Source organism: Vibrio sp. 1CM23M, from assembly GCF_023161755.1.
Lineage (GTDB): Bacteria > Pseudomonadota > Gammaproteobacteria > Enterobacterales > Vibrionaceae > Vibrio > Vibrio coralliirubri.
In genome coordinates, this window is the sequence record NZ_JALNTR010000002.1 from 429,758 (window position 1) to 442,402 (window position 12,645).

Annotated in this window: 7 protein-coding genes; 1 reads left to right on the plus strand and 6 read right to left on the minus strand. The window is 43.1% G+C overall.

Annotated features, from left to right (window positions below):
* Positions 1-106: 106 nt before the first annotated feature.
* Positions 107-1,027, minus strand: a complete 921-nt coding sequence (locus MSG35_RS07270) for a LysR family transcriptional regulator (protein ID WP_248383539.1) — start codon at positions 1,025-1,027, stop codon at positions 107-109.
* A gap of 457 nt (positions 1,028-1,484) precedes the next feature.
* Here MSG35_RS07270 and MSG35_RS07275 point away from each other — a divergent pair, with 457 nt between their 5' ends.
* Entirely contained in the window at positions 1,485-2,489 is a 1,005-nt protein-coding gene (locus MSG35_RS07275) for a substrate-binding domain-containing protein (RefSeq protein ID WP_048611268.1), read from the plus strand.
* A gap of 133 nt (positions 2,490-2,622) precedes the next feature.
* Here MSG35_RS07275 and MSG35_RS07280 read toward each other — a convergent pair whose 3' ends face one another.
* From MSG35_RS07280 to MSG35_RS07300, 5 genes are all read right to left on the minus strand, one after another.
* Positions 2,623-4,200, minus strand: coding sequence for a glycoside hydrolase (locus tag MSG35_RS07280; RefSeq protein WP_248383540.1), 1,578 nt, complete (start codon positions 4,198-4,200; stop codon positions 2,623-2,625).
* 60 nt (positions 4,201-4,260) lie between these two features.
* Positions 4,261-5,217 carry a hypothetical protein gene (locus tag MSG35_RS07285; RefSeq protein ID WP_156172544.1) on the minus strand — a complete coding sequence of 319 codons (957 nt, stop codon included), beginning with the start codon at positions 5,215-5,217 and terminating at the stop codon, positions 4,261-4,263.
* Positions 5,218-5,242: 25 nt separating this feature from the next.
* Positions 5,243-6,595 carry a melibiose:sodium transporter MelB gene (gene melB / locus MSG35_RS07290; protein ID WP_048611272.1) on the minus strand — a complete coding sequence of 451 codons (1,353 nt, stop codon included), beginning with the start codon at positions 6,593-6,595 and terminating at the stop codon, positions 5,243-5,245.
* A gap of 82 nt (positions 6,596-6,677) precedes the next feature.
* A complete protein-coding gene (locus MSG35_RS07295; RefSeq protein ID WP_248383541.1) occupies positions 6,678-9,728 on the minus strand; it encodes a beta-galactosidase in 3,051 nt (1,016 codons plus the stop codon).
* 564 nt (positions 9,729-10,292) lie between these two features.
* Complete coding sequence (locus MSG35_RS07300) at positions 10,293-12,482, minus strand: immunoglobulin-like domain-containing protein (RefSeq protein WP_248383542.1); 2,190 nt, start codon at positions 12,480-12,482, stop codon at positions 10,293-10,295.
* Positions 12,483-12,645: the final 163 nt, after the last annotated feature.

Below are 12,645 nucleotides of genomic sequence, written 5' to 3' on the forward strand. Positions count from 1 at the left end.
AGTTTCATACCAAAAATCGATTCTCGTTATTCACCATTCAAATAACGAAAGAGATCCATATTCAACTCGATAGGTGTTCATAACTTTCATTCACCCTGTAGATGGATTATGTATAAAGCTCTTTGAATATATTGCGAACCCAGCGACACATCGGGTCGTTATGAAAGCGCTTATGCCAGTATAAGTAGACGTCTTCTGATGGGTGGCGTAACGCTTTAGGCACGCGTTTACAAACAAGATCTCTTTGCTTAGCGGCTTGTTGAGCAAAAGGTGTCGGTAAATGAAAGATGATGTCGGTTGCTTCTGCCATATCCGGCGCGACGTTAAAATTGGAAAGCTGAATTGGAATGGACAGCTGGCGTTGCTTATCAATCAAGCCAAGATCTTTAAATCGACTTTCGATCGAGAGCTTCTTATCCCCTTGCAGTGAGATTTGACCAAGTTGGCTATTCAACAAGTCATCAACCGTGATCTCTTTGTCCGCCAAAGGATGATTTTTACTCATCAACAAACGGTAATCGCGACTAATCACGAACATTCGATACAAATTTTGCTCTGAACTTAACGGCTCGTGGGTCGACAACACAAAGTGCGCATCACCGGATAACAGAGGCTCAAAGTGGCGTTTAGGGATCGAATCGATATCAACAATCATGTTTGGCGCTTGCTTGCGGATCTCCGTCACTACCTTTGGCAATAAATGCGAAACCTGAGGAACCAAACCGAAGAAGCGAACCGTACTGTCACTCGTTTGTGGTTCGAACACATCGCCATGAACCAACTTTTCTAAGCGTGTAAGGACAGAATTGAGATCTTGCTTAATGGCTTCTGCTTTTGGCGTCAACTCATAGCCATAAGCCGCTCGCACCAATAGGTCATCATTGAAAACAGTACGCAGTTTTTGCAAAGATCGGCTCACCGTAGGTTGGCTCATATCCAGCGCCAATGCCGTGTTGGAAACGTGCTTCTCTTCAAGAAGGTGTTTAAGAATAACGAGTAGATTGAGGTCGACTTGAGCAAGATTCATTATGCAAATATTAACAATATAGAAAATTCAATGAACGCATAGTGCTATTTCTTAACAAGTAATACAATTGATAATCACTCCTATTTTGATCTGGAGCAATACAACCTAAGACATAAGATAAATAGTCCTTTTATCCATTAGTAAAATGAACTAACGCAACACAGTTTTGACTAATATTGAGCTCTGGTTCTATAACGATAGTATTCTCAAACGGTCGTAACAGTGGAACGAAAATACCCTAGAGTCAGAAGAAAGGTGATAGAAAAGGCAAAACAAATGCAAGGTTTGAAACACAAAAACTAAACATCAATCAGCAAAGTAAACATATGGACTCAGCCTCTTATATTGCTACTATACGTACCATCGGAAAAGTTTAAACCGTACAAGACGCTCCCCTCTAAAGGAACCGAAGCACTACGATGAAAACTGTTACAACACACTCAACATAAAGAACATTATGGCCAACATAAGAGACGTCGCGAAAGAAGCTAAAGTATCCGTTGCTACCGTATCGAGAGTAATAAATAAACTCCCACATACGAGCGAAACAGCAACGAAAGCTGTGCACGAAGCGATGGAAAGATTGAATTATCGCCCAAATGCGAATGCAAGAGCTCTTGCGAATAAAACTTCGTCTTCCATTGGTGTGTTAGTGGCAGACGTATCAAATCCATTTTATGGTGCTATGGTTCAAGCCATTGACGAAATCGCACGTGAACACAAAAAGCATATCTTGATTACGCACGGTTACCACAATGAAACCTATGAAAGAGAAGCCATCGAACTGTTGATAAATAATCAGTGCGAACATCTCGTTATTCATAGCAAAGGCCTATCGGACCAAGAACTAATTGATTTTTCGAAGCAGATCCCTGGGCTTATCATTATTAACCGTTATATTCCAGAGATAGCGGAACGCTGTATCGCTTTAGATAACATTCGAGGCAGCAGCCTAGCATTAAGCCACCTAATTCGCTTTGGCCATAAGAGAATTGGTTACTTAGCTTCCTCTCATAATATCGATGACTCAATAGATAGGAAACTGGGCTATCGTTCTGAACTGGAGAAGAACCAACTGCCCTACTCGGAGGCTCTGGTGGTGTCCGGTGAACCGAATGAGATTGGCGGCGCAGATGCGATGCGAAATTTATTAGCGAAGAATGAGCCGTTTACCGCTATCGCGACATACAACGATTTAATGGCTGCAGGTGCCATTTCAGTGCTTAAAGAAAACAACCTACGTGTACCAGAAGATGTCTCTGTCATCGGGTTTGATGATGCCATGATAGCCAGCTATTTACAGCCAACTCTGACCACCGTTCGTTACCCAGTACAAATCATGGCGAGCCAAGCGGCAAAGCTGTCTATCCAGTTGGTAGAAAAGTCTCCTCACGAGCATAAAGGAAACCTTTACCTTCCTACACTGGTGAGCCGCAATTCCATTGCTTCACCTAACAATTAACCTATGATTTGTTAGAGAATCAACACTGAATACAAGCTTGTCTTTAGGCTCTTATTCTCGCATTCTGTTTATAAAAGAAACCCCAGCCTTATTCAGACTGGGGTTTCTTTATTATTACTAGCTAAATTTTACGTTATAGTGAGCCAACAAATGTCACCGTTGAGCGCGGAGGTACAAGGTAATCGTCTTGTTCTTTTTCTAATTCAACCAACGCCAAATCATGCTGCGCATTGGTAATGTGTGTTGTATAAGTGGCAGAATTAACAACGCCTTCTAAGTTAATAGAAACATTCTCTACCTTATCACTCGTATTAACGGCAACAATCACCACTTTATCTTGTGTTGGACTGACATAAGCCGATGCCATCAAGCCATCAAGGTTGTCTACCCCACTCAGTTCTACACGCTGATAACCCGGGCGAACAAAGCGACTGAAGTTACCGACAGTCCACATCATTTTCGAATCTTCTACCGTATTGGCTTCTAAAGATGGGGCAATTTTCACCATACCATCTTTGTAATCATATGGCGTCAAACCTAACCACCAATGCCATGCTGAAGCGTTCAAACGAGTCAGGTCTCGATGCATGATGCGTCCCACATGTAACGCATAATCCATATCATCTGCCTCAAAGCCATGACCATCAAAGTCACGAGAATAACCGCCACCGCCCAAGATGCTCATTTCACTCATCCAAATTTCTGCACCCGGAGACACATCCTGTAGGTTTCCATATGTCATATCACGCAGCTTGCCTAAACGGTCTGGCCAAGCGTCAGAAAAGTAGCCATGTACTGAGATTTGGTTACCAATAATGTCTCTAATTTCAGGATCCCCTAACAGTTCATCAATGTAGTTTCGGTACAAGCCAACACCACGAGAATTCATGCCATTAGTTTGAGATGAACCGTCAAAGTTACGCTTATAAGCATCACGAAGTGCTGCTGTGAATTCGACCACTTCACCGCCATCAATATGAATGTCGCTACGAATACCCGCTTCGTTCAGCTTTTTATCTAAACTACGGTATACCGCTTTGACTTCTCGCATATTGTAGCGATTGCCTTCTTGAGTCTGTCCTTCCCATTCCCACGTTGGCTCGTTAATTGGACTGATGTAATTAACCGGGATCCCTACTTCTTCACTACGTAAGTAGGTCAACACTTCAACCAAAAAGTCGGAAAATGCATCCACATTTTCAGGTTTAAGGTTAGTAGAGCCTAGGTCATCCGCTGCCGTTGGGTGAGTTAAGCCGTTTTTTGTTAGGTAATGCGGTGGGCTATTAGAAAACGCGATAAAGTTATCGACACCACGTTGATGAGCCTCTTGCATGAAACGAATTTGTCCTTGCTGCTTAGTCGTGTCTATTGCGCCACCCGGCTCAGGTACCAATAATTCCGCACGGCGTAATGGATCACGAATAAAGCTACCATCACCTTGCTCGGTACTGCCTGCACCTATATTAAATCGCCACGCTGTTAAGCCAATACCATTGTCAGTAGAGAACAATAAATCAGCGAGGTGGTCGATAGCCGCATCGTCCCCTTTTTTCTGCCACTTGTTAATTGTTGGGTTAATAGACCAAGCATCCGAAGCACCAAAGCTGTGTATTGTTTGTTTGGTATTTTCAATTTCCACATCTAGTGTTTGGGCATAACTCGGCACTGACAGTATTGATGCGACTGCCATTGATAATAATATTTTTCTCATTTCACATCTCGATATTATTAATTTAATAATCGTATATATTTAGGATATATTCAGAATTAATTAGAAAGAACGGCGATATCCAAGTTTCACAAAGAAGTAATCATCTTCCCACTGATTTTGGTTCCAATCCTGTTCAAAGTTCTCTTTATCTTCAGTTTGGTAATAAGTTTCGAATACAAACTTAGACTTATCATCTATTTTGTAATCACCCCAGAAGCCCGCTCGAATTCGCAGTTCGTCCTTATCACCGTAATCAACACTCTCTGCATTTCGGTAGAAGGTATAGCGTACAAATGGCGTTACAGTGAGGTCATTGAATGTCTGTGTATAGTTCATACGAACTTGCCATTCTACGCGCTTCTCTTCTTCCCAGGCCCGGTTATCGCCTTCAAACTCACTTTGCTTACTTACTTCGCTGTATAACGTTACCTGCAATGTTTTGTCATAAGCTAGACGAGAGCGAACACCAAAATCTATCTCGTGATAATAGTCTGTATAGCTGGTTCTTAGGTCGTTGTTTGCTTCATCCTGACAGCCATTTTCGCCGACACAATCTTCACCACGAGGGCGATTTCTAACACCAACGGGGGCGATAAAACCATCAAGGATTAAGTCATGGTCTTCTGCTAGGTAATACGCCATATTGTTGTAAAATCGATATTCCGTGCGGCGAGTATCATTCGCGTACATTTCATTTCGAATTTGGAATTTAGGTCCCCACCAAAAGTCTTTGTATCCCTCGGACCAACCAATCGCGACATCCTGTCGAGAACGGTCATTCCAAGTTCGCTCTTCACTCTCAATCATGTGGCGGTAGCTGAAGTTAGCGTACAAAAACATGGATGAATCTTCGATTGGATTAAATTCCATTGCTATGTATGGCATGGTATTCGATCGTTGCTCTTGGTCACCCCAGTTCTCATATTCATTACCTAGCTCGATATAACCAGCCATAGTCGATGAAGAAAAAGCAAGCGCAGAGCACATCAAATAAGATGCCTTATTATTTAATTTCATTGTTAACCTTTATTATTGGATATAATTATGTAGAAGAAATTTCTTTCAAAACCATATTTTGATATTCACCATTCAGGCGATATGTTTTTTGGTATATATAAGCGCTAAGTAATACTAACAATGTAGGAATACCAACCATTAACGCTCTTAAACCTAATATAGTTTCTTCACTCTGCTCAATATTAGGAACATAACCCACTGCGGTTAATCCAATGCCGACAAAGAAGCCTGAAAGCGCACCTGCAAATTTAACTAGCATGGTTTGAATAGAGAAAATAATACTTTCACTGCGGTGCCCTGTTTTGTATTCTCCATAATCGACTACGTCAGCTAACATCACTGTCGATAGGCCGTTTGATAAACCACCACCAAATTTGAGCGCTGCACCAGCAATACCGACTAAGATGCCGTTTTCAGGAGCGAAAATACCCGTTAGAACAAGAATTAAGCTACATAACAGCGGGAACAGACATGCTACCAGCCACATAAACTTTCGGTTGATTAAGTTACAAAGCTTAGGGAACAAAAACACGCCAGCAATTTCAGCCATACCAGATACTAAAGCGAACATTGGGAACAAATCTTCACGCCCAATTGCGTAACTGAAGTAATAGATAGCAAAGCCGCCAACCAACTGAATAGCGATATTGAACGTTAGCACTACGCCAATTAGTGACTTCAATTGATCATTTTTGCCAATAATGTCTTTTACATCCTTGAACGTGAATTTGTCTGTAGATACACGCTTATCTTTAATGCGTTCCTTGACGTTAAAGAACGTAATCAACGCGCTCGCTATGAATGCCGCGATAATTGCCAAGCTCAGATATACAAACCCAGAACCCTTGTCTTCACCACCAAAGAAACCAACTAAGTACAGTCCGTACGTCCCCATTAGTGTCCATGCACAACTAGCAAACAGACGGGGCCAAACCACTAATTTTTCACGCTCAACGCGCTTTGAAGACATCGAAGGAATCATCGACCAGTAAGGAATGTCCATGATTGTGTAAGTTACACCCCATAGAATATACGTGACCGTTGCGTACACATACACCATATTCCCTTCAATATTATGGGTGTTAAATACCAACAATAAGAATACCGAATTGACGAGCGTACCTATCACAATCCAAGGTCGAAACTTACCGAAACGAGTTCGAGTGTTATCAACAATCATGCCCATAACAGGGTCTGTCACTGCATCAACAAATCGCGCGACAAGAAATAGCGTACCAACGAAAGCGGCAGAAATACCAACCACATCGGTGTAATAGAACATAAGAAAAATGTAAATAATGGAACAAGCGAAGTCTTTTCCCAGCGCACCAAGGCCGTAAGAAAATTTTGTTTTTATCGATATACTACCTTCAGACATATAAGGCTCCTTAGCCTTTGTAGTTAAAATAATTCAGAGTTCAGAGGGTGGCTCACCCCTCAATGGAGGTGAGCTCAAGTTGTTATTTTAAAACGAATTTCCATTGATATTGGTTGCGTAGCAAGCGATATTCAGGTCGAACACTTGGTGTCCAAGAATCATCCCCGCCTACTCCCATATGGAAGCCATCGAAGTAAACAAATAACCCCGGTTGCCTTTCCAGTTCATAAGTATGTTTAGCTCGAGCGAGTTGTTGCTGCCCGTACTGACTAACACTGAAATAGAAGTGACCTAATAGCTCAATGTCACCGATTTGAAGTTGTTGGGTATCGCAACGTAATCCGTTATCAGACGGGAATATGTATGGCGTATGCATACTCACAATTGGTTGAATCCAACGGCCAAAGTCAGCACTTGCCTTACGGTCAGGATAGTTTTCATGTGGACCTCGCCCTAGCCAGGCCACACTTTGAGGACACTCGCTCAAATGCATTTCAGCGCCAATTCTTGGCATTGGTGGCATTGAGTCATCAACATCGACAGATACCGATACTTGAGCCTCACCCTGCTGCGTAAAGCTGTAATCCCAAACAGATGTTAAAACCAACTTATCGGCTGAAAAATACGCATGTCGCACACGTACTTCTCCAATCGCGACATTAACCTCAACACCCTTACAGCGGTGCTCTAAGTCAAACAATCCAGCATTTTGCCAACGAACCATCCAAGCATTTGGGTCTTGGCGGTCGACTTCACTCACACCAATATCGTTATCAAGTGGTGCTCGGAAGAAGTTATCGCGAATTGGAGAAAGCAGCTGTTCACGGTCCGCTTTTTTCCAACTTTCCACTTCACCGGTGGTCGCATTGATATACCATTGATTATCCGCTGCCGTGACACGCAGCCCGCCATCAACCTGTTCGAATTTAGCGGGTACAAATATTTTGCTCTCAACGACTTCAAGCTGAAGTTTTTTGCCTAATGTAGCCTGATGTTCCGCAACAATATGTCCAGCATTAGCCCAGTTAGTATCTTGCTGCAATCGAATAGCGACATTAAGATGAGCCTCAGCATTAAGCAGTCCAAACTCAGAATCTAATTCAATCAGCTGCGTCTGTTGAGCTGGTAGATTTAGGCTCAATTCACCACTTCTAATGACAGCCCCCTTATCATCAATGACTGTCCAATCTAAGCTGTGGTGAGCCGTATCAACAAACAAATGTTCACTGGTCACTTTAATTGCAAGCGGTTGTGAAGATACAAGTTCAAAACTAAATGGTTGCTGAGCCCGTTTTGCTTCGAATAATGTAGGGTGTGGTGTTCTGTCAGGAAAGACTAAGCCATTAATACAGAACTGACGGTCGTTAATTTCGTCGCCGAAATCGCCACCATATGCCCAGTAATGAACACCATCTTCGCTGATTTTATCTAGCCCTTGGTCGACCCAATCCCAAATAAAGCCACCTTGTAGACGTGGGTGAGCTCTAAATGCATCCCAATACTCTGCGAAGCCACCAAGGCTATTACCCATAGCATGCGCGTATTCACACAAGATGATTGGACGGTTTTCATCACCAATACCAACCCATTTCTTTAATGAAAGTTTAGGTTCATTGGTATGCCCTTGCTCTTGATCAGCGTCGGTTCTAGCATACATAGGACAGATAATATCGGTGACGCTTGTGTTAGAACCGCCTCCCTCATACTGAATAACACGAGAAGGATCGACTCGTTTGGTCCACTGATACATCGCGTTATGGTTTGAGCCATAACCAGACTCATTGCCAAGTGACCAAATAATGATACTAGGGTGATTAAAGTCTCGCTCCACCATGCGGGTCATTCGCTCTAAGAAAGCACTCGCCCATTGAGGATCATCGGCAATTCGTCCCATTGGTGTCATGCCGTGAGTTTCAATGTTCGCTTCATCGACAACGTATAAACCTAAGCGATCACACAGGCTGTAAAAGCCAGGCTGGTTAGGGTAATGAGAGCAGCGGACAGCATTAAAATTATGCTGTTTCATCAGTTTTAAATCTTGCTCTACACGTTCAAGGCTTTCTGCATGACCTGTTGTTGGATCGTGCTCGTGCTTGTTTACACCACGAATCATCAGTGCTTGACCATTGATGCACAACTGACCCCCTATGACTTCGATTTTTCGAAAACCGACATCGTAGCCTTCACACTCAATCACATCACCTTCACTTGTCACTAAGCTCACAACCAGGCGGTAAAGGTTTGGAGCTTCAGCACTCCACTTCTTTGGATTGTTTGTCTTTAACGTGGCGAAACAACGTTCGCTGTATCCGCCTTTTTCATCGACTGGCGCCGTACCGACTTCCGTAACATTTGACGCAATTTCTTTCTCACCATCATACAGTGAGGTTTTAACCGACAAGCCGTCACCATTCATGGTATCGACATTGATTTTCAGCTCACCATCTCTATAAGCTGCATCAAGGTCTGGCGTCACTTTTACGTCTTTAATGTGGCGAACTGGTTTATTGAGTAGACTAACAGAGCGGAAAATACCACTCATCCACCACATGTCCTGACCTTCCATGTAACTGCCATCACACCAACGAAGAACTTTGACGGATAATGTGTTATTGCTTTCGGTTAGATATGGAGTAAGGTCAAACTCAGCAGCAAGGCGACTATCTTGTGAGTAACCTACAAACTCACCATTACACCAAACGTAAAATGCACTATTTACCCCATCGAAAATGACTCGCGTTTGCGACTCTTGCTCCCAATTCTCAGGTAGTTCAAAAGTCGTCTGATAACAACCTGTTGGATTCTCTTTTGGAACAAATGGAGGGTTGCATGGAAATGGGTATTTCACATTGGTATAAATTGGGAAATCATGCCCCTGTAACTGCCAGTTACCTGGAACTGTAATTTTCTGATTCGGAAGTTGTTCATCTGCCATCCAGTTTTCAGGAACAGAATCAGGAGACGGAAATAATGAAAAATCCCATTCTCCATCTAGGCTCATTACCGATGAGCTTATACCTCCAACCTGAGCACAAAATTCACTACGCCAACTAGATAGTGGCGTGTGTGCTCGTAGTCGATTGAAAGAAATAATTTCTGGACTTTCCCAGACACGTGTATTCGTAACGTACATTTCAGGACCTAACGTTTAAATGATCTTGGAATCATGTTAACGAAGACATTTAAATCACACCGTGATTAAAGCCACAGTAATTGTAACCGGTTACAATTGAAACTCAAAAGATCCACCTTATCTAAATTTTACACACTAAGTAGCATCTTTATAATGACACGGGTTAAAAATAGACACAAAAACAGCACACATCACCAATTTAGTCCATAAATAAGCGTTAAGCTCGAAATTGAATCATTTAGAAAAGTCATATATCGACTAACAACCATACAAACCCGTTAAGAAATCTTTGCCATTACATATATAAATCCCATTGTTACACATATAGTTACAGCCACTGTTACAGTAACACTTCATAGTATTTGCACCGCACATTACTTTAATCGTTCATAGGTCATTTACCGTGAGAGTAACGTTTAACTTCGGTAAAGTTGGTTAAATCTATAGCGAAGATCACACCTTTTTAGGTTGCTTTATAGGTTTGAAATTACCCAAATAAAAAAGAGAGGCACAATGGCCTCTCTTTGATCGTCTACTTTATATTGCTAACGTTGAGCTATCAGACTACAACTTAGTCCAAGCATCTTGCCAGTATTGGCTATCTGCTGGAGCGTAAGACGCGCTTGCACACCATGCCGTGTATGGCCAAGGCTTACATTCGTACAAGCCATTATCGCTGCCGACCACAATGTCACCCGCTGCGTAGTTTGTGCCCGCTTCATATGGAGGGTAATCACCTGGAGGAGGTGTTGTTCCGCCACCGTCTTTAACAGCGAACGAATCGTTTACCATCACCATTTCACCGTCAGATGCTTTACCGACCACTTCAAGTGCGTATTGCCCTTCCGCTACATCGTATAAGTCGATGGTAATAGCACGGCTGTCCGTTACGTTAACCTTAGTTTGCTCAACTACAGTACCTGCACTGTTGATCACCATAGCGGTAACATCTAATGCTTCATTTGATGTCAGTGTCAGATCTAAACGGACGTTGCCGTTATCTGGCGCATATTGTGATTGAAGTCCTGAAACCGAAAGCTCTAAGTCATCGCCCGGATCTGGGTTACCACCACATGAAGAGTCTGAAACTTTTCTCCAAACGCCCCACTCACCTGTCGTTCCAGGTTCTTCACCGCGAGTGTACCACCCTGCTCCCCACGTTGAACCGTCATGAGATACTTGGTCGCCTTCCACATAAACGGTGTTGGCATCCCATGCCGCAGCACAGTTAGAGCCATCAGCCACAGACACCTTACGGTCAGCGGTTACAGTTTGGTTCGCGCTGTCTGTTACGCTATACACAAGCGTGTAGTTGCCGATTTCATTTACATCGACACTGCCAGTGTGTGTGATAGTACTTGTTAGGTCGCCATCTTCAGCATCATTTGCTGTCACGCCGGCCATAGCATCAAACGCAGTTCCCAACACAACAGTTGTGTCAGACACACCATTAAATACTGGCTTCTGGCTGTAAACCTCTACCGTTCTCGCTTTAGTGGTTTCGTTGTTATCGCTGTCTTTCACTCGGTAAGTTAAAACGTAAGTGCCAATAACACTGGTTTCAACGTAACCTTCAACATCGATTGATGACGTTAGATCGCCGTCTTCTTTGTCTGTTGCCGTTACGCCATCCATAGGATCAAATGTTGTTCCGTGGAGAACACGGGTATTTTCGACACCTTTAAGAACGGGCTCACCCTCGACTGGTGGTGGCGTTACTTGACCGTGTACAAACGGGCCGTAGTCTTTAATAAACTGCTCGTTGTATTGTTGACCGTTTTTGTTAGTGCCCATGTCCCAGTTGATAGACCAAGTCATCACACCACGTAGCGGTTGGCCTTGCGCCGTTAGGCTATCAAATGCGTCGTATAAATCTTGTGGCTCTTGCACAAAACCTGTCGCTGCGGCATCGATACTTGAAGGAATACCAAACACGAGCTTGTCATGTGGGATTTTGTGGAAGCCACGCGTTCCGTTGATAAGAGAATCAGAAATGTAGTAGATGAATTCTTCTTTTAACGCATCGTTGTTTTGAGCAATCCAACCCACGCCTTCAACCCAAATACCGTCGCCACCTTGGTTGTAGAACTGTGGGTTAATCCAGTCGTAGTAGCCTTCTAGATTGTCGATATAAGGAACGTACTTACCGCCTGTCGTTAGATACGGGAACTCAGGCGCCATAGTAATAAGGAAGTTTTTACCTTCAGTACGGTAGTGATCTTTCACTAGCTTAAGTGCATCTGGAATCACGGTCTGGTTGTTTGCTGCGGTTACGGCTGCTTGTTCAAGGTCGATATCTAGGCCATCGAAACCGTAACGCTCGGTAAGACGGATAATCTCATCAGCAAAGGCTCTTTCATCACCGGTTTCTAGCTCTACGTGTGCATCAGCACCACCCAAAGCCAACAGTACAGAGCGACCTTGCTTATTGAGCTCCGAGATTTGGTCAATAAATTGTTCTTCTGAAAGCCCAATGGTAGGGTCCAGTTTAAAAGTTGGGATTCGACCATCAGCCACATCGTAAACCTTCATGAATGACACATTCACGATGTTGTACATTGGGTTCACTTCATCCAGCGTCACACATGGCGCATTACCACCTTGGTAGCCGCCACCGTCACACCAGTTATGCCAATAGCCAACCACGACGCCAGAGTCTGGATTCGTCATATCTGAACCATTCGCATAAACAGCGCCAGACATAGCCGCCATGCCGACCAATACTGCTAGTTGTAGAGCTTTACGTTTCAACATTAGTCCCACTTCCTTACTTAACAGCTGTGCCAATCACAACCGAACCAATTCATTGTAATCATGAATATTTATAGAGAAGTAATGGAATTTATAGGAAAAGATGACCTTTGATTTAACTTGTGATTTTAAGTCATAGATTGAATATCAGAATCAATATGATTTT

Excerpts from the sequence above, each read along its gene's own strand:
- melB (WP_048611272.1), bottom strand. The coding sequence starts at position 6,595 with ATGTCTGAAGGTAGTATATCGATAAAAACAAAATTTTCTTACGGCCTT.
- MSG35_RS07285 (WP_156172544.1), bottom strand. The coding sequence starts at position 5,217 with ATGAAATTAAATAATAAGGCATCTTATTTGATGTGCTCTGCGCTTGCT.
- MSG35_RS07275 (WP_048611268.1), top strand. The coding sequence starts at position 1,485 with ATGGCCAACATAAGAGACGTCGCGAAAGAAGCTAAAGTATCCGTTGCT.
- MSG35_RS07280 (WP_248383540.1), bottom strand. The coding sequence starts at position 4,200 with ATGAGAAAAATATTATTATCAATGGCAGTCGCATCAATACTGTCAGTG.
- MSG35_RS07270 (WP_248383539.1), bottom strand. The coding sequence starts at position 1,027 with ATGAATCTTGCTCAAGTCGACCTCAATCTACTCGTTATTCTTAAACAC.
- MSG35_RS07300 (WP_248383542.1), bottom strand. The coding sequence starts at position 12,482 with ATGTTGAAACGTAAAGCTCTACAACTAGCAGTATTGGTCGGCATGGCG.
- MSG35_RS07295 (WP_248383541.1), bottom strand. The coding sequence starts at position 9,728 with ATGTACGTTACGAATACACGTGTCTGGGAAAGTCCAGAAATTATTTCT.